The organism is Dyella sp. 01N36, assembly GCF_056399745.1.
This window is the reverse complement of the sequence record NZ_JBFTRY010000038.1, coordinates 1-23,436: the sequence shown is the minus strand read 5'-3', so window position 1 is coordinate 23,436 and position 23,436 is coordinate 1. Positions and strand designations below refer to the sequence as shown.

General features: G+C 64.2%; 23 protein-coding genes. All 23 read left to right on the top strand.

Translation table 11 applies throughout. The features are described 5' to 3' along the window. The coding region (gene fabF, locus AC1DMG_RS09630; protein WP_477180460.1) for a beta-ketoacyl-ACP synthase II at positions 1–1,036 on the top strand (1,036 nt) is incomplete at its 5' end. A 5-nt stretch (positions 1,037–1,041) separates the two neighbouring features. Beyond that, positions 1,042–2,394, top strand: coding sequence for an aminodeoxychorismate synthase component I (locus tag AC1DMG_RS09625; protein ID WP_477175988.1), 1,353 nt, complete (start codon positions 1,042–1,044; stop codon positions 2,392–2,394). Then, complete coding sequence (gene pabC, locus AC1DMG_RS09620; protein WP_477180459.1) at positions 2,394–3,218, top strand: aminodeoxychorismate lyase; 825 nt, start codon at positions 2,394–2,396, stop codon at positions 3,216–3,218. Before AC1DMG_RS09625 ends, pabC begins: the two co-directional genes overlap by 1 nt. After that, positions 3,215–4,252: an endolytic transglycosylase MltG gene (gene mltG, locus AC1DMG_RS09615; protein WP_477180458.1), complete on the top strand. Its 1,038-nt coding sequence runs from the start codon at positions 3,215–3,217 to the stop codon at positions 4,250–4,252. The genes pabC and mltG overlap by 4 nt, the downstream gene beginning before the upstream one ends. After that, a complete protein-coding gene (tmk, locus tag AC1DMG_RS09610; RefSeq protein ID WP_477180457.1) occupies positions 4,243–4,881 on the top strand; it encodes a dTMP kinase in 639 nt (212 codons plus the stop codon). Before mltG ends, tmk begins: the two co-directional genes overlap by 10 nt. Next, a complete protein-coding gene (gene holB / locus AC1DMG_RS09605; protein ID WP_477175985.1) occupies positions 4,878–5,813 on the top strand; it encodes a DNA polymerase III subunit delta' in 936 nt (311 codons plus the stop codon). The genes tmk and holB overlap by 4 nt, the downstream gene beginning before the upstream one ends. 133 nt (positions 5,814–5,946) lie before the next feature. Then, positions 5,947–7,518: an ArnT family glycosyltransferase gene (locus tag AC1DMG_RS09600; RefSeq protein ID WP_477180456.1), complete on the top strand. Its 1,572-nt coding sequence runs from the start codon at positions 5,947–5,949 to the stop codon at positions 7,516–7,518. Position 7,519: 1 nt separating this feature from the next. Continuing rightward, positions 7,520–8,449, top strand: coding sequence for a PIG-L deacetylase family protein (locus AC1DMG_RS09595; protein ID WP_477175983.1), 930 nt, complete (start codon positions 7,520–7,522; stop codon positions 8,447–8,449). A gap of 98 nt (positions 8,450–8,547) precedes the next feature. After that, positions 8,548–8,904 (top strand): PilZ domain-containing protein, encoded by a 357-nt coding sequence (locus tag AC1DMG_RS09590; RefSeq protein ID WP_046970154.1) that lies wholly within the window; start codon positions 8,548–8,550, stop codon positions 8,902–8,904. A 284-nt stretch (positions 8,905–9,188) separates the two neighbouring features. Beyond that, a complete protein-coding gene (locus AC1DMG_RS09585; protein WP_121880989.1) occupies positions 9,189–9,545 on the top strand; it encodes an NADH-quinone oxidoreductase subunit A in 357 nt (118 codons plus the stop codon). Beyond that, on the top strand, positions 9,536–10,093 hold the full coding sequence (locus tag AC1DMG_RS09580) for a NuoB/complex I 20 kDa subunit family protein (RefSeq protein ID WP_477180455.1): 558 nt from the start codon (positions 9,536–9,538) through the stop codon (positions 10,091–10,093). The genes AC1DMG_RS09585 and AC1DMG_RS09580 overlap by 10 nt, the downstream gene beginning before the upstream one ends. Before the next feature lie 17 nt (positions 10,094–10,110). Further along, positions 10,111–10,839, top strand: coding sequence for an NADH-quinone oxidoreductase subunit C (locus AC1DMG_RS09575; protein ID WP_441604063.1), 729 nt, complete (start codon positions 10,111–10,113; stop codon positions 10,837–10,839). Positions 10,840–10,841: 2 nt separating this feature from the next. After that, positions 10,842–12,095 (top strand): NADH-quinone oxidoreductase subunit D, encoded by a 1,254-nt coding sequence (locus AC1DMG_RS09570; RefSeq protein ID WP_477180454.1) that lies wholly within the window; start codon positions 10,842–10,844, stop codon positions 12,093–12,095. A gap of 18 nt (positions 12,096–12,113) precedes the next feature. Further along, positions 12,114–12,641 (top strand): NADH-quinone oxidoreductase subunit NuoE, encoded by a 528-nt coding sequence (gene nuoE, locus AC1DMG_RS09565; RefSeq protein ID WP_046970159.1) that lies wholly within the window; start codon positions 12,114–12,116, stop codon positions 12,639–12,641. Between the two features lie 12 nt (positions 12,642–12,653). After that, positions 12,654–13,964, top strand: a complete 1,311-nt coding sequence (nuoF, locus tag AC1DMG_RS09560) for an NADH-quinone oxidoreductase subunit NuoF (protein WP_477180453.1) — start codon at positions 12,654–12,656, stop codon at positions 13,962–13,964. Next, the gene (nuoG, locus tag AC1DMG_RS09555; RefSeq protein WP_477178219.1) at positions 13,961–16,282 is read left to right on the top strand and encodes an NADH-quinone oxidoreductase subunit NuoG; all 2,322 of its coding nucleotides are present in this window, start codon (positions 13,961–13,963) and stop codon (positions 16,280–16,282) included. The genes nuoF and nuoG overlap by 4 nt, the downstream gene beginning before the upstream one ends. Positions 16,283–16,286: 4 nt before the next feature. Further along, positions 16,287–17,315, top strand: coding sequence for an NADH-quinone oxidoreductase subunit NuoH (gene nuoH, locus AC1DMG_RS09550; protein ID WP_477180452.1), 1,029 nt, complete (start codon positions 16,287–16,289; stop codon positions 17,313–17,315). A 6-nt stretch (positions 17,316–17,321) separates the two neighbouring features. After that, positions 17,322–17,813 carry an NADH-quinone oxidoreductase subunit NuoI gene (nuoI, locus tag AC1DMG_RS09545; RefSeq protein ID WP_046970163.1) on the top strand — a complete coding sequence of 164 codons (492 nt, stop codon included), beginning with the start codon at positions 17,322–17,324 and terminating at the stop codon, positions 17,811–17,813. A 12-nt stretch (positions 17,814–17,825) separates the two neighbouring features. Then, positions 17,826–18,479 carry an NADH-quinone oxidoreductase subunit J gene (locus tag AC1DMG_RS09540; protein ID WP_477180451.1) on the top strand — a complete coding sequence of 218 codons (654 nt, stop codon included), beginning with the start codon at positions 17,826–17,828 and terminating at the stop codon, positions 18,477–18,479. Further along, positions 18,476–18,781, top strand: a complete 306-nt coding sequence (gene nuoK, locus AC1DMG_RS09535; RefSeq protein ID WP_046970165.1) for an NADH-quinone oxidoreductase subunit NuoK — start codon at positions 18,476–18,478, stop codon at positions 18,779–18,781. The genes AC1DMG_RS09540 and nuoK overlap by 4 nt, the downstream gene beginning before the upstream one ends. A gap of 4 nt (positions 18,782–18,785) precedes the next feature. Beyond that, positions 18,786–20,867, top strand: coding sequence for an NADH-quinone oxidoreductase subunit L (gene nuoL, locus AC1DMG_RS09530; protein ID WP_477180450.1), 2,082 nt, complete (start codon positions 18,786–18,788; stop codon positions 20,865–20,867). A gap of 13 nt (positions 20,868–20,880) precedes the next feature. Continuing rightward, positions 20,881–22,389 carry an NADH-quinone oxidoreductase subunit M gene (locus AC1DMG_RS09525; protein WP_477175978.1) on the top strand — a complete coding sequence of 503 codons (1,509 nt, stop codon included), beginning with the start codon at positions 20,881–20,883 and terminating at the stop codon, positions 22,387–22,389. A gap of 12 nt (positions 22,390–22,401) precedes the next feature. Then, positions 22,402–23,436: NADH-quinone oxidoreductase subunit N (locus AC1DMG_RS09520; RefSeq protein WP_477180449.1), on the top strand; the 1,035-nt coding region annotated here is incomplete at its 3' end.

Genomic DNA, 23,436 nt, shown 5'->3' with positions numbered 1-23,436 from the left:
CAAGAAGATGGATCCGTTCATCCACTACGGCATCGCCGCGGGCACGCAAGCCCTGCGCGATTCCGGCCTGGAAGTGACGGAAGCGAACGCACCGCGCATCGGCGTGGCCGTGGCTGCCGGTATCGGCGGCCTGCATACCATCGAACATACGTCGATCGAGCTGCACGACAAGGGGCCGCGTCGCGTGTCGCCGTTCTTCGTGCCCTCGTCGATCATCAACATGGTGTCCGGTCACCTGTCGATCATGTACGGCCTGAAGGGCCCGAACATCGCCTGCGTCACGGCCTGCACCACGGGTACGCACAACATCGGCCTGGCCGCGCGCATGATCCAGTACGGCGATGCCGACGTGATGATCGCCGGCGGCGCCGAGTTCGCCACCACCGGCACGGCGATGGCGGGCTTCTGCTCGGCCAAGGCCATGTCCACGCGCAACGATGAGCCGACCAAGGCTAGTCGTCCGTGGGACAAGGACCGCGATGGTTTCGTGCTGTCCGACGGCGCCGGCGTGCTGGTGCTGGAAGAATACGAACACGCCAAGGCACGCGGCGCGAAGATCTATGCGGAGCTGGTCGGCTTCGGCATGAGCGGCGATGCTTTCCACATCACTGCCCCGAGCGAAGGTGGCGAAGGTGCGGCGCGCAGCATGGACACCGCACTCAAGGATGGTCATCTGAACCCGACTGACGTGCAGTACGTCAACGCGCACGGCACGTCTACGCCGCTGGGCGACCTGGGTGAAGTGCTGGCCGCCAAGCGCGTGTTCGGCGATCACGCCTACAAGCTGGCGATGAGCTCGACCAAGTCGGCCACCGGTCACCTGCTGGGTGCGGCTGGCGGTGTCGAAGCGATCTTCACCATCCTCGCCCTGCGCGACCAGGTGCTGCCGCCGACCATCAACCTGGACGAGCCGGGCGAAGGCTGCGATCTTGATTTCGTGCCGCACACCGCGCGCGAAGCGAAGTTCGACGTAGCCATCTCCAACTCGTTCGGCTTCGGCGGCACCAACGGTACGCTGGCATTCCGTCGCATTTGAGCGAAGTGACCGCGCTACATCGCAAGACCCTGCACGGCCGGCGCGATCTACTCGCGCCGGCCGCTGCATTTCCGGAGCGCTATCCCGGCCTGCTGCAGAGCGTGACGCACGGTACGCCGCAGTCGCGCTACGACATTTTGTTCGCGTTTCCACAGGAAGCGCTGACCCTGCGTGCCGATGGGCAGCTTATCGACGGTAGCGGCGAGTCGCTGCAAGGCGGTTTTCTCGACGCGCTGGATGACGCATGGCGTGCGGCGCGGTTGTCGCGGGATGGCGCCAGCGACTTGCCGTTCCACGGTGGCTGGCTGCTGTTGCTCGCCTATGAACTGGTCGGCGAGATCGAAACGCGCCTCCAGCTTCGCTCGTCGACGGTGTTGCCGACCGCGGTTGCCTTGCGTTGTCCGGCGGCGGTGATCGTGGACCATGCGCGCGGCTGCACGGTGCTGGTGGCGGAGCAGGGGCATCAAGCCTTGCTCGATGCGATGGAGGCCGATCTCTCCGCGCCGATGGAGCTTCCTGCGTTGCCTGCACCCGATGCCTGCAGCGAGGACGAGCCGGCGCTGTTTCTCGATGGCGTGGCGCGCATCCACGAACATCTGCATGCCGGCGACATCTTCCAGGTAAATCTCTCGCGGGCTTGGCACGCGCATTACGCGAATCCTGTGACGCCTGCGCAATTGTATTTGTCGCTGCGCCAAGCCAATCCGGCGCCGTTCGCGGGCTTGTTCCAGCAGCCCGAATGGGCAGTGGTGAGTTCATCACCTGAGCGCCTGGTCGAAGTACGCGATGGCCTGGCGCAGACGCGTCCGATCGCCGGCACGCGGCCGCGCACACCGGGTGATGACGACACCGCGCGCATCCTTGAGCTCAGCACGCATCCCAAGGAACGCGCCGAGCACGTCATGCTGATCGATCTCGAACGCAATGACCTGGGCCGCGTCTGCGTGCCGGGCACGGTCGAGGTCAACGAGCTGATGGTGGTGGAGAGTTACGCGCATGTGCACCACATCGTGTCGAACGTGCGTGGTCGCCTGCGCGATGAGGTGACGCCGGGCGAAGTGATTGCAGCTACGTTCCCGGGCGGCACCATCACCGGTTGCCCCAAGGTGCGCTGCATGGAAATCATCGCTGCGCTGGAAGATGCGCCGCGTGGCGCCTATACCGGCGCGCTCGGTTATCTGGACCGCAACGGCGATCTCGATCTCAATATCCTCATACGCACGTTCACGCTGGCCGGTTCCGACGTCACGCTGCGCGCGGGCGCAGGCATCGTGGCCGATTCAGTGGCGGATAAGGAGCTGGACGAGACGCGTGCCAAAGCGCGCGGCCTGCTGCGTGCGCTGGGAGTGCAGGGCTGATGGCAGACCGCGTGTTCGTCAACGGATCGCCGTCGATCACCGTCTCCGCGTTTGATCGCGGCTTGTCCTACGGAGACGGCTTGTTCGAAACCATTCGTTTCGTCAGTGGCGTGGCCCCGCTGTGGTCGCGGCATATGGACCGGTTGCGCGAGAGCTGCATCCGCTTGCGCTTGCCTGCGCCCGATGCGCCGCAGCTGGCACGCGAAGCGGCGGTGGTGATCGAGGGCATGCACGATGCTGTCGTTCGCATCACGCTCACTCGCGGCGTTGGAGAGCGCGGTTATGCACCGCCTCAGGCTGCTGCGCCCACCCGTGTCGTGGCCGGCTTCGAGGCGCCGTCCATGGCGGGTGATGTGTATCGCTCAGGCCTGCGCGTGCGTTGGTGCGACACGCGTCTGGCCGCGCAGCCGCTGCTGGCGGGCATGAAGCACCTCAACCGGCTGGAGCAGGTGCTGGCGCGCGCCGAATGGTCCGACCCCGCGCTGGGCGAGGGCCTGCTTTGCGATGCCGAGGRACAGCTCATCTCGGGCACCATGACTAATCTGTTCGCCGTGCTCGATGGCGTCCTGATCACACCGGCGCTGGATCGCTGCGGCGTGGCGGGGGTGGCTCGCGCCGAGATTCTCGCCAGCCGGCCAGGCGTGCGCATCCAGGGCATGCGCCCGGCGGAGCTCGCCCGTGCCAGCGAGGTCTTCCTCAGTTCCAGCGTACGCGGCATCCTGCCTGTTCAGGCCGTGGGCGATACCGTGTATGTTGCCGGGCCGGTCACCCGCGCTTTGCAGCAGCATTGGCGCGGCTTGGGTTTCCCGATGGAGCAGGCATGAGTGGACACAAGATGCAGGGGCGGGCGCTTTGGCGCAGCCTGATCGTGCTGGTGTTGCTGGCGGTAGCCGGCGGCGTCGCCTATGGATGGATGGACTATCAGCGCTTCGTCGGCACGCCGTTGGCGGTGTCGCCGCAGACGCCCAGCGTCGATGTGGCCAAGGGCAGCAGCCTGCGTGATGTGGTTGGCCAGTTGCGCGAGCAGCACGTGACGAATTCGCGCACGCTGTATTGGCGTGTGCTGGCCGAGCAGTTGCGTGTGGCCGGTCGCCTGCATGCGGGCGAATATGCGTTGAGCGCGGGCATGACGCCGCGCGAGCTGTTGCTCAATATGGCTGCGGGCAAGGTCCTGCAGCGCAATTTCACCATCGTCGATGGCTGGAACTTCCGCGACCTGCGCCAAGCCTTGGCCAAGGCGGACCGGCTCAAGCAGGAAGGCGCCGGTCTTGACGACGCCGCGCTGATGGCCAGGATCGGGGTGCCTGGCGAAATGCCCGAGGGACGTTTTCTTCCCGAGACCTACGCCTATGTGAAGGGCGACAGCGACTTGGACATCCTGCGCCGCGCGCATGCCGCGATGGCCAAGATGCTGGACACGCTGTGGGCCCAACGCGACAAGWATGTGCCGCTGGCCTCGCCGTATGACGCGCTGATCCTGGCGTCCATCGTGGAAAAGGAAACCGGCCGCGCCGATGAGCGTGCGCGCATCGCCGGCGTGTTCGTGCGTCGGCTGCAGGAGCACATGCTGCTGCAGACCGACCCCACCGTGATCTATGGCATGGGCGAGTCCTACACCGGCAACATCCACAAGTCGGACCTGACCACCGACACGCCGTACAACACCTATACCCGCGCCGGCCTGCCGCCGACGCCGATCGCCATGGCTGGCAAGCCCGCCATCGAGGCGGCGCTGCATCCGGCAGCCGGGTCGGAGCTTTACTTTGTCGCGCGTGGCGACGGCACGCACGTGTTCTCCAGTACGCTGGACGAACACAATCACAACGTGGCCTGTTTTCAGCTGAAGCGATGCCAATGACACGAGGCAAGTTGATCACGCTCKAAGGTGGCGAGGGGGCCGGCAAGAGCACACTGCTCGCCGGCCTGCAGCAGCACTTGCGCGCGCAGGGCGTGGATCTGGTGCAGACGCGCGAACCCGGCGGCACGCCGCTGGGCGAGGCGGTGCGCGCCATCGTGCTCGATCCGGCGCATCGCGGCATGGGCGCCGAATCCGAATTGCTGCTGATGTTCGCCTCGCGGGCGCAGCTCGTGCGCGAATGCATCGAGCCTGCGCTGGCGGCGGGGCAGTGGGTGTTGTGCGATCGTTTCACCGATGCGAGCTACGCCTATCAAGGCGGTGGTCGCGGGGTGCCGAATGAGCGCATCGCCACGCTGGAGCAGTGGGCTACACATGGTTTGACGCCTGACCTGACCCTGTTGCTCGATCTTCCCGTGGCGACCGGGCGTGCGCGCGCTGCCGGCCGCGGCGAAGCGGATCGCATCGAAGTGGAAGGCGATACATTTTTTGAGCGCGTGCGTGCGGCTTATCGTGCGCGTGCCGCCGCGGAGCCGGCGCGCTTCCGCATCATCGACGCCACGCTGACGCCGCCGGAAGTGCTGGCGGCCGCCATCGATGCCACCCGTCACCTGTTTGGGACTCCGGCATGAATCTGATGCCATGGCATGGCGAGCATTGGGAACGCCTGCAGGCTAGGCGTGAGCGCAACGCGATGCCGCACGCGCTCTTGCTGTGCGGGCCCGAAGGCCTGGGCAAGCGCGACTTCATGCGTCGCTTCGCCGAAGGCCTGCTGTGCCAGCACCCGCAACACGGCGAGCCGTGCGGCCGGTGCCGCAGCTGCCTGTTGTTTGCAGCGGGCACGCACCCGGATTTCGCCACGTTGAGTTTTGGCCTGCGCAAAGATGGCGTGCAGCGCAGCGAGATCGTGGTCGACCAGGTTCGCGAGCTGTCCGCCCGTCTTGCCATGTCGAGCCAGTTCGGTGGATGGCAGATCGTGTGCATCGATCCGGCCGATGCCATGAATACCGCGGCAGCCAACGCCTTGCTCAAGACGCTGGAAGAACCTTCGGCGCAGACCTTGCTGTTGCTGGTAGCCGATGCGCCGTGGCGATTGCCGCAAACCATCCGCAGTCGTTGCCAGCGCATTGAATTTCACTTGCCGCCGCGCGAGCAGGCGCTGGACTGGCTGCAGCAGCAGGGCGTCAAGGACGCCGCCGCTGCGCTCGATGCGGCGGGCGGCAATCCTGGTCTGGCGCGTGTCTGGGCGGAACAAGGCGCGCTCGCGCGCAGGCAAGAGGTTCGCAAGGATCTTGGTGCACTGGCGGCCGGACGTGGCGAGGCCATGGAAGTGGCGCGTCGCTGGCTGGACAACGAGCCGCAACAGCGTCTGTGGTTTGCGGCACAGGCTGCCGCCGAAGAGCTGAAAATGCGTGCCACCGCCGGGCAGGGGCCGCTGGCCAGCCAGCTGGACGCTGAAGGCCTCGACCAGTGGTATATGGCGGCCAATCGCACGCGCGAATCACTGCGTGGCCCCCTGCGTGGCGATCTGCTCTTGCTGGAATTGCTCGCCCGCTGGCATTGAGCCGATCTTGACAACCTGATGACCGGCGCCGCGTTTTCCCCAGGGAAAGGCCGCTGACAGGCCGCCTGCCTACGCTGCTCCGATGAAGTTTTCCTCCCAACGCCAGCTCCCCATTTGGCCGTGGATTTCGCTCTTGTTCCTGCTGGTCCTTCGACTGGCATGGCTTAATGCGTACACGCTCAACTCCGACGAAGCGCAGCACGCGCACGTCGCATGGGCGTGGACGCAAGGGCTGCTGCCTTACCGTGATGTTTTCGACAACCACGGCCCACTGTTCGGATGGCTGCACTCGCCGCTGCTGAAGTGGCTGGACAACCGTCCCGACGTGCTGACCTGGCTGCGCCTGGCCATGCAGTTTTGGTATGTGATCGCCCTGGGTTCGGCGGGCTGGATGGCGCAACGCCTCTACGGCTGGCGCGTCGCTGCGGTGGTTGTGCTGGTGGCCGGTCTATTCCCGCGGTTCTTCGTCGTCAGCGGACAGTTCCGCACCGACGACATGTGGATGGCGATGTGGCTGCTCGGCCTGGCGTTCGTGGCGGGCGCACCGCCGCGCCTGTGGCGTTACTTCGTGGCCGGCCTGGCGATGGGCTGTGCACTGTCGGTATCGCAGAAAACACTGGTGCTGCTGGTCACCACCGTCGTCGCGGCCGGCGTGGTGCGGATGATGCGGCCCTCGCACGCGCCGCGGGCCGGTGTGCGTTGCTGGATCGCCGCGTTGCTGGGCGTACTGCTGGTGCCCGCCATTTTTGCCATTTGGTTGGGCACGCACGGTTTGCTCGAAGACGCGTGGTACGGGCTGGCCGAGTACAACATCGGCGGCGCCAACAAACGGCATGCGGCGCAGCAAGGTTTGTGGTTTCTGATTTTTGCAGCGGTGCTGGTGGTGATGTGCGTGCGTGAAGCGCGCCAGCGCTCGGAAGGCGGTTTCGACTGGACCGTGTTCTTTGCCTTGCAGGGCGGTCTGTACCTGCTGCTGATCTGGTTCATCTGGCCGCTCATCACCAAGCAGGATTTTCTCCCTGTGTTGCCGACGCTCGCGATCGCCTCGGCCGGCCTGGCAGCGACGTGGCAATGGCTGAACTCCCGTCCGCGACTGCGCGGCGTGTTGTTGATGGTTTTGCTGGTGGCGGAAATGGCAGCCGTCATTGCCGATGCGCCGCCATGGCAGGACGATCTCGCCGCGCAACGCAATGAACTGTCGACCGTGCTGCGTTACACGAACGAAACCGACACGRTGATGGACCCCAAGGGCGACACGATATTCCGCATGCGCCCTTACTATCCCGTGCTGGAAAGCTTGGCCATGCGGCGCCTGCGCCGTGGGCAGATGGCGGACACCATCGTCGACGACCTGGTCAATCACCGGACCATGCTGGTGGTGTTGCGGCGCCTGCCGCCCTCGAGCGCGCGCTTCGTGATGCTCAATTATGTGGAGGCTGGCGGAGATATCTGGATCGCGGGCCGTATGCTTGCCGATCACCAGCCCCAGCAGACGATAGACGTGAACGTACCCGGAGACTATGTGGTGACCGATGGACACCAGCGCCTCAGCGGCAGCCTCGATGGCGCCGCGCCGGCGGACCACTGGTTCCTGAGCCGCGGCACCCACCATCTGGTGGTGAGCGGCGGCACGCCTGTGGCTTTCGTGTGGTCGCAGGCCTTCGATCGCGGCTGGCGTCCGGCGCCTCCTGTCACAGGGGGCTGACGTGAGCTTGAGCCTCAATGCCAGGACGCGACTGCTGGTCGTCGCGCCGCACCCGGATGACGAATCGATCGCCACCGGCGAGCTGATCCTGCAGGTACGGCAGGCCGGCGGCGAGGTGCAGATCCTCCTGCTCACCAATGGCGACAACAATCCCTGGCCGCAACGCTGGGTGGAGCGCCGGCTGCGCATCGGCGCCGATGAGCGCCGCCGCTGGGGCGAGCGCCGACGTACCGAAGTGACCCAGGCCTTGGCTCAGTTGGGTGTGACGGGCGAGGCGTTGCTGCCCCTGGGCTGGCCCGACATGGGCATCACCAGCCGCCTTTGCGACCAGCTGGATGCCAGCGTCGAGATGGTGAGCCGGCACCTGGAGGCGTTTCGCCCCAACCTGGTCGCCTTGCCCGCGCTGGGCGATCACCACCCCGATCACGGCGCCGCCCATGTCCTGACCCGCCTGGCGGTGGCCCGCGCCAACCTCGAGACGCCGCGCATGCTGGCCTACCTCGTGCACGGCCAGGAGGTCACCGGCAAAGGCCGGGTCAAGCTCGACTCCTCGGTCGGCATCCATGCCACCAAGATGGCCGCGCTGGCCTGTCATCGCAGCCAGATGGCCTTGAGCGGCAAGCGGATGCGCCGTCTGGCGGACCGTGGCGAGCGGTATCAGTCGGTGCGGGGAACCGCTGTTTCCACCGAGTCGGCCGTGCTGCCATGGCAGCCATCTCCTTCGCTCCATCGCTGGTTGCACCTGACCCTGGTCGACGAGCGGGGCGTTCGCCAGTGGCCGTGGCGCCAGGCGCCACTGACCATGGACGGGCAGGGGCGTTACGTATTGCATGGCCTGGACCCGGCCGCGCCTGGGCCGCGCTTCCTCAAGCTGCATATGAATCTGCCATCGCCCTGGATCTTCGACCGCTGGGGCTGGTGCGAGCTCTAGCGCCGTCACATTCCGTCGACATCTCGCTTGTGGCAATGGCCGACCGCTCGCTACGATGCGGCTGAGGGGCACTGCATCAGCGGTGTACAGGAGCAGTCATGAATCCGGCCATTGCCGCCCGCCAGGGCATCATTTCGTTGAAGATCAAGGACACGGCGTCGCTCTACAACGCCTATATGCCTTATCTGAAGCACGGCGGCCTGTTCGCCCCTACCGCCCAGAAGTACGCCCTGGGCGACGAAGTGGTGCTGCTGATCAACCTCACCGATGAAGGCGAGCGCCTGTCGGTGGCCGGCAAGGTGGTCTGGGTGACCCCGGTCGGTGCGCAGGGCAACCGCACGGCCGGGATTGGCGTGCAGTTCAACGAGTCGTCCGATGGCGAAGTGGCGCGTACCCGCATTGAGAACATCCTGGCCGGCCTGACCGGGTCCGAGCGCCCGACGCACACGATGTAGAGCCAGGCTCTAAGACCTTGGTCGCAATGGCTTACGACCGCTGGAAGAAACCCCTGCAAATCTCCTTCCAAACAGCCGTCAAGGCTTGTTGTTGTTAAGCGCACTGATACAATGTCGCGATCCCTCGATTCAGATCGAGGGAAGTCGGACGCTCGCTGCCCCCAATGCACGTGAACGTGGCGCCTAGCCCTTGGCCCTCGCGGGTCATGCCGAACCCAAGTTCCGCGGACCGTTTCCCCGACGGTCACTGATGCGCCAATGAAGGCGCGGAGGTACGTTTCATCGTGCTTGCCCAATACTGGCCCATTCTGCTTTTCATCGGCGTTGCCGCCGGCTTAGGCGTGGTGCTTCTGGTCATCGGCCTGCTGGCCGGCCCGCGTCGCCCCGAGTCCGAGAAGCTCTCKCCGTACGAGTGCGGCTTCGAAGCCTTTGAAGATGCGCGCATGCGTTTTGACGTGCGCTATTACCTGTTGGCGATCCTGTTCATCATCTTCGACCTGGAAATCGCGTTTCTGTTTCCGTGGGCCGTGGTGTTCACCAAGATCGGCCTGATTGCCCTGGTCGAGATGGCGCTGTTCCTGCTGCTGCTGGTCATCGGCTTTGCTTACGTGTGGAAGAAGGGAGCACTGGAATGGGAGTGATCTCGTCGCTTGACCGGGTGATGCACAACCCGCAGCCGTTGAACCTGGTGGACGACATCCTGCGTCCGGCCGAAGACAACCCTGTCATGCAGCGCGGCTTTGCCACGACCAGCGTCGACGCCTTGATGAACTGGGCGCGCACCGGTTCGATGTGGCCGATGACCTTTGGTCTGGCCTGTTGCGCCGTGGAAATGATGCATGCCGGCGCCGCGCGCCTGGACCTGGACCGCTACGGCGTGGTGTTCCGCCCCAGCCCGCGCCAGTCSGACGTGATGATCGTGGCCGGCACGCTGKKCAACAAGATGGCCCCSGCGYTGCGCAAGGTCTAYGACCAGATGSCCGASCCRMRSTGGGTGATCTCGATGGGTWSSTGCGCSAAYGGCGGCGGYTACTAYCACTACTCGTATTCMGTGGTGCGTGGCTGCGACCGCATCGTGCCGGTGGACATCTACGTGCCGGGCTGCCCGCCAACGGCCGAAGCGCTGATCCACGGCATCCTGCAGTTGCAGAAGAAGATCCGCCGCACCAACACCATCGCGCGTTCCTGACAAAGGCGCAGCAGAGCATGACTGATACCTCTTTCAACTCGCTGGCCGAGCGTCTGTCCGCGCGATTCGGCGAAATGCTGACGATCAGCGTCGTCCGCAACGAAGTCACCGCCGAAGTGGCTGCCGCCGACCTGCTCGCGGTGGCTACCGCGCTGCGTGACGAAGCCTCGTTCCGCTTCGGCGTGCCGATCGACGTCTGCGGCATCGATTACCTCGGCTACGGCCAGACCGAATGGGACACCGAAACGGTGTCCGGCACCGGCTTCTCGCGCGGTGTGGAAGGCGAGGCGATGGGCCGCTTCAAGTGGGCCGACCGCCCGCACGCCGACTCCTCGCCGCGCCGCTTCGCCTCCATCGTTCACCTGCTGTCGCTGGAGAACAACCAGCGCCTGCGCCTGCGCGTGTTCTGCGACGACGACTCGCTGCCGATCGTGCCTTCGCTGACCGGCATCTGGCCGGGCGTGAACTGGTTTGAGCGCGAGTCGTTCGACCTTTACGGCATCATTTACGACGGTCACCCCGATCTGCGCCGCATCCTCACTGACTACGGCTTCGTGGGTCATCCGTTCCGCAAGGACTTCCCGCTGATCGGCAATGTCGAGGTGCGTTACGACCCCGAGCAGAAGCGCGTGGTGTACGAACCCGTGTCGATCGAGCCGCGCGTGCTGGTGCCGCGCGTCATCCGTGACGATGCCGACCTGCAGCAGGCCAAGGCTGAAGCGGCCGATAACTGGCGGAATAACTGATCATGCAAGAGATCCGCAACTACACCMTGAACTTCGGCCCGCAGCATCCYGCKGCRCACGGCGTGCTGCGCCTGGTGCTGGAGMTGGACGGCGAAACGGTGGTCCGCGCCGATCCGCATATCGGTCTGCTCCATCGTGGCACCGAGAAGCTGGCCGAGTCCAAGCCGTTCAATCAGTCGATCGGCTATATGGATCGCCTCGATTACGTGTCGATGATGTGCAACGAGCACGCCTACGTGCGCTCCATCGAAACCCTGATGGGTATCGAGGTGCCGGAGCGTGCGCAGTACATCCGCACCATGTTCGACGAAATCACCCGCATCCTGAATCACCTGATGTGGATCGGTTCCAACGCGCTCGACCTGGGTGCGATGGCGGTGTTCCTGTACGCGTTCCGCGAGCGCGAGGAACTGATGGACGTCTATGAGGCGGTGTCGGGCGCGCGCATGCACGCGACCTACTACCGTCCGGGCGGCGTCTACCGCGATCTGCCCAATCACATGTCGCAGTACCGCGAGTCGCCCTGGCACAAGGGCAAGGACCTCAAGCGCCTCAACTCCTGGCGCGAAGGCTCCATGCTCGACTATCTGGAAGCGTTCACCAGCGACTTCCCGACCAAGGTCGACGAGTACGAAGAACTGCTCACCAACAACCGTATCTGGAAGCAGCGCACGGTCGGCATCGGCGTGATCCCGCCGGAAAAGGCGCAGGCCTGGGGCATGACAGGCGTGATGCTGCGCGGTTCGGGCATCGAGTGGGATCTGCGCAAGAAGCAGCCGTACGCCAAGTACGCCGAAGTCGATTTCGACATCCCGGTGGGCGTGGGCGGCGAYTGCTACGACCGTTACCTGGTGCGCGTGGAAGAAATGCGCCAGTCCAACCGGATCATCCAGCAGTGCGTGAAGTGGCTGAAGGCCAACCCGGGTCCTGTCATCGTGCAGAACTACAAGGTGGCGCCGCCGCATCGCGAAAGCATGAAGGAGGACATGGAAGCACTGATCCATCACTTCAAGCTGTTCACGGAAGGCTATGGCGTGCCTGCGGGCGAGACCTATGCCGCCGTGGAAGCACCGAAGGGTGAATTCGGCTGCTACCTGGTATCCGATGGTGCGAACAAGCCGTTCCGCGTGCACCTGCGCGCGCCGGGCTTCGCCCATCTGTCCTCGATGGACGTCACCGTGCGCGGCCACATGCTGGCCGACGTGGTGGCGATGATCGGTACCTATGACCTCGTGTTCGGCGAAGTCGATCGCTGAGCCCGGAGGAAACCACACATGAAAGCCACCGGAAATTACGCGCAGGTCAAGAATGTCGACCCGCTCGTCGTACTGAACGAACACACTCGTCATCACATCGAAGAGTGGGTTGCCCGTTTTCCTCCTGACCGCAAGCGTTCGGCGCTGATCCAGGCGCTGTTTGCCGCGCAGGAGCAGAACGAAGGCTTCCTCACCGACGAGCTGATCACCGCCGTTGCCAAGTACCTCGACTTGCCCGCCGTGTGGGCGTACGAGGTGGCGAGCTTCTACTCGATGCTCGAGACCAAGCCGGTGGGCCGCAACAACGTGGCCATCTGCACCAACGTCTCGTGCTGGCTCAATGGCGCCGACGACCTGGTGAAGCACTGCGAGCAGAAGCTGGGCATCAAGCTGGGCGAAAGCACCGCCGATGGCCGCGTGTATCTGAAGCGCGAAGAAGAATGCATCGCCGCCTGCGCCAGCGCGCCGGCGATGACCGTCAATGGTCACTACCACGAGCGACTCTCGATCCAGAAGATCGATGAAATCCTCGATGGTCTTAAGTAAGGGCTGGGCGCAATGGCTTACGGACCCGCACCCCAAGAACATCAGGTCGTCTACACCACGCTGCATTTCGACAAGCCGTGGGCGATGGACAGCTACACCCAGGTGGGTGGCTATGAAGCGTGGAAGAAAATCCTCGCCGAGAAGCCCGACCCGACTGCCCTGATCGACGAGATCAAGAAGAGCAACCTGCGCGGCCGCGGCGGCGCAGGCTTCCCGACCGGCCTGAAGTGGTCCTTCATGCCCAAGGGCACCATGCAGAAGTACATCCTCTGCAACTCCGACGAATCGGAGCCGGGCACCTGCAAAGACCGCGACATCCTGCGCTTCAACCCGCATGCGGTGATCGAAGGCATGGCGATCGCGTGCTATTGCACCGGTTCCACCGTGGCTTACAACTACCTGCGTGGCGAGTTCCATCACGAGCCCTTCGAGCATTTCGAAGAGGCGCTGAAGGAAGCGTACGCCGCCGGTCTGCTGGGCAAGAACATCCAGGGCACCGGCCTCGATGTGGACATCTATGGCGCACTCGGCGCCRGTGCCTACATCTGYGGCGARGAAACCGCGCTGMTSGAATCGCTGGAAGGCAAGAARGGCCAGCCGCGCTTCAAGCCGCCKTTCCCGGSCARCTTYGGCCTGTACGGCAAGCCSASCACSATCAACAACACCGAAACCTATGCCTCGGTGCCGGCCATCCTGCGCAAGGGTGCGGACTGGTTCCTGGCGCAGAGCAAGACCAAGAACGGCGGTCCGAAGATCTTCTCGGTCTCCGGTTGCGTGCAGAAGGGCGGCAACTTCGAAGTGCCGCTGGGCACCACCTTCGACGAGCTGCTGGAAATGGCCGGTGGCCTGCGTCCGGGCCGCACGCTGAAGGGTGCGATTCCCGGCGGCGTGTCGATGCCGGTACTGCGCGCCGAACAGCTCAAGGGTCTGCCGTTCGACTACGACACGCTGCGTGACTTGAAGACGGGCCTCGGCTCGGGCGCCATCGTGGTGCTCGACGACACCGTCTGCACGGTGCGCTTCACCCGCCGCATCTCGCAGTTCTTCCACAAGGAAAGCTGCGGTCAGTGCACGCCGTGCCGCGAAGGCACCGGCTGGATGCACCGCGTGCTGGATCGCATCGTGGAAGGTCAGGGCACCATGGAAGACCTGCATCGTCTCAAGGCCATTGCCGGCCAGATCGAAGGCCACACCATCTGCGCGTTCGGCGAAGCCGCGGCGTGGCCGGTGCAGGGCTTCCTGCGCCAGTTCTGGGATGAATTTGAGTACTACATCGTCAATGGCCGCTCCATTGTCGACGACAAGCTTGGAGCCGCCGCATGAGTGCGCAGCCCGCAGCACCCAATCTCGACCTTGTGAACATCGAGGTCGATGGCAAGCCCACGCAGATCCGCAAGGGCGCCATGATCATCGAGGCGGCTGATGCCATCGGCATCAACATTCCTCGCTTCTGCTATCACCGCAAGCTGCCGATCGCCGCCAACTGCCGCATGTGCCTGGTGGAAGTGGAAATGGGCGGCAAGCCCATGCCCAAGCCGCAGCCGGCCTGCGCCACCCCGGTGGCCGAAGGCATGAAGGTCACCACGCGCTCCGACTCCGCCCTGAAGTTCCAGAAGGACGTGATGGAGTTCCTGCTGATCAACCACCCGCTGGATTGCCCGATCTGCGATCAGGGCGGCGAGTGCGAACTGCAGGACGTCGCGCTGGGCTATGGCCGCAGCGTGTCGCGCTATACCGAACGCAAGCGCACCATCGCCGACGAAAACCTCGGTCCGCTGGTCGCCACCGAGATGACCCGCTGCATCCAGTGCACGCGCTGCGTGCGCTTCACCAGCGAAATCGCCGGTACGTACGAGCTCGGCGGCATGAGCCGCGGCGACAACCTGCAGATCGGTACCTACATCGGCAAGACCATCGAGACGGAACTGTCGGGCAACATCATCGACGTCTGCCCGGTGGGCGCGCTGACCAACAAGCCGTTCCAGTTCCAGGCGCGCGCCTGGGAGCTGATCGCCAAGCCGTCGGTTGCCTATCACGATGCGCTGGGCTCCAACCTGTGGCTGCACACGCGCCGCGGTGAGGTGCTGCGCACGGTGCCGCGCGACAACGAATCGATCAACGAGTGCTGGCTCTCCGATCGCGACCGCTACAGCAATCAAGGTCTGTACGCGGCCGATCGCGTCGGCGCGCCGCAGGTCAAGCGCAACGGCCAGTGGGTCACCACCACCTGGGACGACGCGCTGAGCGCCGCTGTGGAATCGCTCAAGGCAGTGCCGGGCAGCGAGCTGGGCGTGCTGGTGCATCCGGCCACCACGAATGAGGAAGGCGACCTGCTGGTGCGCCTCGCCCGTGGCCTGGGCAGCGCGCATATCGATCACCGCGTGCGTCAGCTCGACTTCGCCGACAACGCGATCGCCACGGCATTCGCCAAGCCGGTCGCCGAGCTGGACAAGGTCAAGGCTGCGCTGCTGGTCGGCTCGGATCTGCGTCACGAGATGCCGCTGCTCAATCACCGCATCCATCAGGCGGTGAAGAAGGGCGCCAAGGTTTACGCCGTCAATCCGGCGAGCTTCAACTTCAATTACAAGCTGACCGGCGAAGCCATCGTGGCGCCGCAGGCCCTGGTCGATGCGCTGCTGTCGCTGGCCAAGGGCGTGGTCGAAGCGGGTGCCACCGCGCCGGCCGCACTGGCCGATGCGATCCACGCTGCGTCGTGCGACGAGGGCGACAAGGACGCGATTGCCGATCTGAAGAGCGGCAGTGCGGTCGTCATCCTCGGCGAAGCCGCCGTCACGCATCCGCAGGCCTCGTGGCTGCGCGCCGTGGCGCAGTTCATCGCGCAGGCGACGGGTGCCGGTTACAACGAGCTGCCGGTCGGTGCCAATGCCATCGGCCTGGGCCGCGTCGGCGTGCTGCCGGGTAACGGCGGCCTCGATGCCCAGGCGATGCTGGCCCAGCCGCGCAAGGCTTATGTGCTGTACGGCGTCGAGCCGCAGGACGTCGCCGATGGCGCTGCCTTGCTGAAGGCGCTCAAGGGCGCGCAGAAGGTGGTGGCGTTTACCGCCTATGCCAGCGACGCGCTGCGCGAAGTGGCCGAAGTGATCCTGCCGATCGGTCTGCTGCCGGAAATCGACGGCACCCTGGTCAATGTCGACGGCCTCGCCCAGAGCGTGGCTGCCGGCGCCAAGGCGCCGGGCGATGCGCGTCCGGGCTGGAAGGTGCTGCGTGCACTGGGCGGCGTGATGAAGCTCGCCGGTTTCGAGTTCGACGACCTGGCYGGTCTGCGCGAAGGCATCAGCGAGCGTGCGCATCAGCCGCGCGCCGAGCTGGCTTCGCGTCCGTCGGCGGTTGGCTTGAGCCGCCTCGCCACCTGGCCGATCTACCGTACCGATGCCGTGCTCCGTCGTGCGACCGCACTCAGCAAGCACCCGCTCAACCGTGCGCCGGCCGTTCGCATCAATGCGGACGAAGCCAAGCGCCAGGGTCTGGGCGAGGGCGATGCGGTGCGCGTGGCCGATGCGGTGCTGCCGCTGGCGATCGATGCGACCGTGCCCGATGGCGCGGCCTGGATCGAGGCCGCACACGACGACACTGTCTCGCTGCCGCCCTACGGCGCAGCCCTCACCCTGAGCAAGGCGTAAGCACATGGGCGAACAGATCTTCAACCAGGTGGTCATGCCGGTCATCTACATCCTGTGCATCGTCCTGCCGTTGGTCATCACGGTGGCGCTGTACGTGTGGTGGGAGCGCAAGGTGCTCGGCTGGATGCACGTGCGCATGGGGCCCAACAAGGTCGGCCCGTTCGGCCTGCTGCAGGCCTTTGCGGACGTGACCAAGCTGCTGATCAAGGAAGTCATTCTTCCGACCAGCGCGAACCGGACCCTGTATTACATGGCGCCGCTGCTGGCGCTGATCCCGGCGCTGGCCGCGTGGGCCGTGATTCCCTTCAACGACAAGATGGTGCTGGCCAACGTCAACGCGGGCCTGCTGTACCTGCTGGCGATGACCTCGCTCGGCGTGTACGGCATCATCCTGGCCGGCTGGGCGTCCAACTCGCGCTACGCGCTGCTGGGTGCGATGCGTTCGGCGGCGCAGGTGATCTCGTACGAGCTGGCCATGGGCCTGTGCCTGGTCTGCGTGCTGGTGCTGGCCGGTTCCTTGAACCTCACCGACATCGTGCACGCGCAGGCCGGCAGCAAGGGCATCCTTGACTGGTTCATGTGGCCGCTGCTGCCGGTATTCATCATCTACTTCATCTCGGGCGTCGCCGAAACCAACCGCGCGCCGTTCGACGTGGCGGAAGGTGAATCGGAAATCGTCGCGGGCTTCCACGTGGAGTATTCGGGCTCGGCCTTCGCGCTGTTCTTCCTGGCCGAATACGCCAACATGATCCTGATCAGCTTCCTGGCGCCGATCCTGTTCATGGGCGGCTGGCTGTCGCCGTTGCCCGCTTCGTGGGGCATCGTGGGGCAGGCGAGCGTGCTGTGGCTGTTCGTCAAGGTGTTCGTTTTCGCCTTCATGTTCCTGTGGTTCCGCGCCAGCTTCCCGCGTTACCGCTACGACCAGATCATGCGTCTGGGCTGGAAGGTATTCATTCCCATCACCATCGTCTGGGTCCTCGTCGCCGGCTGCATGAAGTATTTCGGCTGGGTCACCGTCGGCACGGGAGGCTGAAGAAACATGTCCCGCGTAACTCACTATTTCAAAAGCCTGCTGCTCATCGAGCTGTTTAAGGGCTTGGGTCTGACCATGCGTTACATGTTCAGCCCCAAGTACACCATGCGCTATCCGATGGAGCACATCCCCAAGTCCAACCGCTTCCGCGGCCTGCATGCGCTGCGTCGCTACGCCAACGGCGAAGAGCGTTGCATCGCGTGCAAGCTGTGCGAGGCGGTGTGCCCGGCGCTCGCCATCACCATCGACTCCGCCCCGCGCGAGAGCGACGGCCAGCGCCGCACCACGCGTTACGACATCGATCTGTTCAAGTGCATCTTCTGCGGTTTCTGCGAAGAGAGCTGCCCGGTCGACTCGATCGTCGAAACGCATATCCATGAGTACCACTTCGAGCAGCGTGGCGAGAACGTGGTGACCAAGCCGCAGCTGCTCGCCATCGGCGATCGCTTCGAGCAGGACATCGCGGCTGCCCGCGCTCAAGACGCCGCGTATCGCTGAGGACGGGACATCATGATCGATACGAATATGTTCCAACTCGTGTGTTTCTACGCCTTCGCGGCCGTCACCGTGGTGGCGGCGCTGGGCGTGATCACGCTGCGCAACACGGTGCATGCCGTGCTGTCGCTGGTGCTCACCTTCTTCAGCACCGCCTGCATCTGGCTGCTGGCCGAAGCGGAATTCCTCGCCATCGCCCTGATCGTGGTCTACGTGGGCGCGGTGATGGTGCTGTTCCTGTTCGTGGTGATGATGCTGGACATCAAGCAGGAACACGTACGCGAGGGTTTCATCAAATACCTGCCGGTCGGCATCATCGTGGCCCTGGTCATGCTGGGCGAAATGCTCGCGCTGATCGGCGTGCGTGCGATGCACCAGGCCGTGATGGGCGCCGATCCGGCCACCGTGGCTGGCATGTCCAACACCGCCTGGCTGGGCACTGCGCTCTACACGCAGTTCCTGCTGCCGTTCGAAGTGGCCGCACYGATCCTCACCGTGGGTGTGGTGGCTGCCGTGGTATTGACCCTGCGCCAGCGCACCGGTGTGCGTCACCAGCAGGCCTCGCAGCAGGTTCGCGTCAACCCGCGTGACCGCGTCCGCGTGGTGAAGATGGCCGCGGAAGTTCCCGTCGCGCCCCAGCCGGCACCGGGCAAGGAGACCACCCCATGATCACGCTTTCGCACTTCATCGTGCTCGGCGCCGTGCTGTTCTGCATCGCGCTGGCCAGTCTCTTCATCAACCGCAAGAACGTCATCGTGTTGCTGATGTCGATCGAGCTGATGCTGCTGGCGGTGAACATCAACTTCGTCGCGTTCTCCCGTTTCCTGGGCGACGTGGCGGGGCAGGTGTTCGTGTTCTTCATCCTCACCGTGGCTGCGGCGGAAACCGCCATCGGCCTGGCGATCCTGGTCCTGCTGTTCCGCAACCGCAGCACCATCAATGTCGCCGAAATCGACAGCATGAAGGGCTGACCCGATGGAATTGTCTACCTCCATTCTGCTGACCATCGCCCTGGCACCGCTCGTCGGCTGCCTGCTGGCGGGCTTCTTTGGTCGCTTCATCGGTCGCGCCGGTTCGCACAGCGTGACCATCCTGGGCGTGGCGATCGCCTGCGGCCTGTCGTTCTACGTGCTGTACCAGCTCACTACGGGCGGCGCGCCGATCTATAACCAGAACATCTACACCTGGTTCGAGATCGGCAACTACAGCGCCCACGTCGGCTTCATGATCGATCGCCTGACCGCCATGATGATGGTGGTGGTGACCTTCGTGTCGCTGMTGGTGCACATCTACACCATCGGCTACATGGCCGACGACCCGGGTTACCAGCGCTTCTTCAGCTACATCTCGCTGTTCACCTTCTCGATGTTGATGCTCGTGATGAGCAACAACTTCATGCAGCTGTTCTTCGGCTGGGAAGCGGTAGGCCTGGTGTCGTACCTGCTGATCGGCTTCTGGTACAAGCGCCCGACGGCGATCTTCGCCAACCTCAAGGCGTTCCTGGTCAACCGCGTGGGCGACTTCGGCTTCCTGCTCGGCATCGCCGGCGTGCTGTATTTCCTGGGCACGCTGGACTACACCACGGCGTTTGCCGCGGCGCCGGGCCTGGTGGGCAAGACCCTGCAGATCACCCAGAACACGCATTGGGATGCCGCCACCGTCATCTGCATCTGCCTGTTYATCGGCGCGATGGGCAAGTCSGCCCAGKTSCCGCTGCACGTGTGGCTGCCSGAYTCGATGGAAGGYCCSACCCCGATCTCSGCRCTGATYCACGCCGCSACCATGGTGACSGCCGGCATYTTCATGGTGGCGCGCATGTCGCCCATCTTCGAACTGTCGGAAACCGCACTCAGCTTCGTGATGATCATCGGCGCCACCGGTGCGCTGTTCACCGGCCTGATCGGCATCGTGCAGAACGACATCAAGCGCGTCGTGGCGTACTCCACGCTGTCGCAGCTGGGCTATATGACGGTGGCGCTGGGCGTGTCGGCCTATGCCGGCGCCGTGTTCCACCTGATGACGCATGCCTTCTTCAAGGCGCTGCTGTTCCTGGGTGCCGGCTCGGTGATCATCGCCATGCACCATGAGCAGGACATGCGCTACATGGGCGGCCTGCGCAAGTACATGCCGATCACCTGGATCACCATGTGGATTGGTTCGCTGGCGCTGTGCGGCGTGCCGTTCTTCGCGGGCTTCTATTCCAAGGACGCGATCATCGAAGCGGTGGGCGAGTCGCATCGCTGGGGTGCCACCTACGCTTACTTCTGCGTGATGGCCGGCGCCTTCGTGACCGCGCTGTACACCTTCCGCCAGATGTACCTGACCTTCCACGGCAAGGAACGCTTCGTGGTGGTGCACGATCATGGCCACGGTCATGATCACGCTCACGGCCACGACGAGCACGCCGCGCACGACGAGCACCATCATGTCTCGCACAAGGATGACCACGGTCATCACGAGCAGGGCATCATGCACGAGACGCCGAAGGAGTCGCCGTGGGTGGTGTSGSTGCCGCTGATCCTGCTGGCGATCCCGTCGATCATCGTGGGTTTCATCGCCATCCAGCCGCTGCTTTTTGGCGAGTGGTTCGGTTCGGCCATCCACGTCAATGAGGCGAACAACGTCCTGGGCGAGCTGGCCAAGGAGTTCCACGGTTCGCTGGGCATGGCGCTGCACGGCTTCACGCAGTTGCCGTTCCTGCTGGTGCTGACCGCGTTTGCGATCCAGACCTACATCTACCTGTTCAACCCGTCCGTAGCCGATCGCATCAAGAACGCGCTCAAACCGATCTATAACCTGCTCAACCACAAGTACTGGTTCGACGCGGTGTACTTCATCGTCTTCGCACGCGGCGGTATGGCGCTGGGTCGTGCCCTGTGGAAGGGCGGCGATGCGGCGGTTATCGACGGCGTGCTGGTCAATGGTTCGGCGGGTCTGGTCGACCGTATTGCAGGTGGTATGCGTCGCCTGCAGTCCGGCTATCTCTATCACTACGCCTTCGCGATGATTCTCGGCCTTATCCTGCTGCTTGGCGGGTATTGGCTGGTCGGGCAATAAGGGAACCTGCTCCATGTTCAATCATTTGCTCAGCCTGCTGATCTGGCTCCCCGTGGTGGGTGCCATCCCGGTGTTGCTCGCCGGCTCCGGTCGACCCAACGCCGCGCGTTGGATCGCCCTGGCGGTCGCCGTGCTCACCTTCGTGCTCAGCCTCTACATGCTGCCGATGTACAACGCGGCAGACGCCACCAAGCAGCTTGGCGAAAGCCATGTATGGATCGCCTCGCTGGGCGTCCACTACAACCTGGCGGTCGACGGCATTTCGGTGGCCCTGATCCTGCTGACCAGCTTCGTCGGCATCCTGGTGATCGTGGGCGCGTGGGAGGTCATCCAGACCAATCCGCACCAGTACATGGCCGCCATGCTGGTGCTCGAAGGCCTGATGATCGGCGTGTTCTGCGCCACCGACGCGTTGCTGTTCTACGTGTTCTTCGAGGCCATGCTGATCCCGATGTTCATCCTCATCGGCGTCTGGGGTGGTCCGCGTCGCGTGTACGCCACGCTGAAGTTCTTCATCTACACGTTCTTTGGCTCCATCTTCATGCTGGTGGGCCTGATCTATCTGTACCTGAAGGCCGGCTCGTTCGACCTCGCCACGCTGGCGGCGCTGCCGCTCAGCATGAAGGAGCAGACCTGGCTGTTCTTCGCGTTCCTGATCGCGTTTGCCGTGAAGGTGCCGATGGTGCCGGTGCATACGTGGTTGCCGGACGCCCACGTGGAAGCGCCGACCGGTGGTTCGGTGGTGCTGGCCGCGGTGATGCTGAAGATCGGTGGCTACGGCTTCCTGCGCTTCTCGCTGCCGATCACGCCGGACGCCGCCGATGCGTATGCCTGGGTGGTGATTGGCCTCAGCCTGATCGCGGTGGTCTACATCGGCTATATCGCGCTGGTGCAGGAGGACATGAAGAAGCTGGTGGCGTATTCGTCCGTGGCGCACATGGGCTTCGTCACGCTGGGCATCTTCATCGCCTTCATGCTGGTGCGCGGCAGCAACAACCTCGATGCCGCCAAGCTGGGCATGCAGGGTGCGATGGTGCAGATGATTTCGCACGGCTTCGTCTCGGGCGCGATGTTCTCGTGCATCGGCGTGCTGTACGACCGCATGCATACGCGCCAGATCAAGGATTACGGCGGCGTCATCAACGTGATGCCGTGGTTTGGCTTCTTCTACGTGGTGTTCGCCATGGCCAACAGCGGCCTGCCGGGTACCAGCGGTTTCGTGGGCGAATTCCAGGTGATCCTGGCCAGCTTCCAGGCCAATCCGCTGATCGCGTTCTTTGCCGCGTTCACCCTGATCATCGGCGCCGCCTACACGCTGTACATGGTCAAGCGCGTGCTGTGGGGTGACATCACCAATCCGCATGTGGCGGAGATGAAGGACCTCAACGGACGCGAATGGTTTGTACTGGGCGCGTTCGCCGCAGCCGTGTTCGCCCTGGGCATCTGGCCGCAGCCGCTGATCCATCTGATGGATTCGTCGGTCACGCAGCTGGTGACCCAGCTTGGCAACCACAAGATCTAAGCAGGACTGATCATGCCGAATTTCAATGACATACTGATCCTGTTGCCGGAGTTCTATCTGGTGGCGGCAGCGTGTTTGCTGCTATTGCTGGATGCCTTCATGAAGCCCGAGCAGCGCCCGGTGCTGCACTGGCTGTCGATTGCCGTGCTGCTGGTGGCCATCTACCTGGTGGTCGCCGGCCAGCCCAGCCAGGCGGTCACCGCGTTCAACGGGATGTTCATCCGCGACGGCGTCTCGGAGATCCTAAAGGTCTTCTCGCTGCTCACCACCGTCCTGGTGTTCTTCTACGCCAAGCCCTATCTGCAGGACCGCAAGCTGTTCGTGGGCGAGTTCTACACGCTGACCATCTTCGCAGTGATCGGCATCATGCTGCTGGTCTCGGCCGGCAACCTGATCATGGTGTACCTGGGCCTGGAACTGCTTACGCTGTCGTCGTACGCGCTGGTCGCACTCAACCGTGATTCGCGCCTGTCCTCGGAAGCGGCCATCAAGTACTTCGTGCTGGGCGCACTGGCCTCGGGCATGCTGCTGTACGGCATGTCCATGGTCTACGGTGCCACCGGCACGCTCGACCTCGTGCGCCTGCACATGGCCGCCGGCCACACGGGCATGCCGCATCTGCTGGTGTTCGGCCTGATCTTCATGATCGTGGGTATCGGCTTCAAGCTCGGTGCCGCGCCGTTCCACATGTGGATCCCGGATGTGTACCAGGGTTCGCCGACCGCGGTGACCGTCTTCATCGGTTCCGCGCAGAAGCTCGCGGCGTTCGGTATGGCCTACCGTTTGCTGGCGTCGGGCCTGGGCGACCTGTCCCAGCATTGGCAGCTGATGCTGGCGTGCCTGGCGGTGCTGTCGCTGGCGATCGGCAACATCGTTGCCATCGTGCAGACCAACCTCAAGCGCCTGCTGGCCTACTCGACCATCTCGCACATGGGTTACCTGCTGGTCGGCCTGGTCAATGCCGGTCCGGAAGGCTATGCCTCGTCGCTGTTCTATGCGATCAGCTTTGCGATCACCAGCGCCGCAGCGTTCGGCATGATCCTGGCG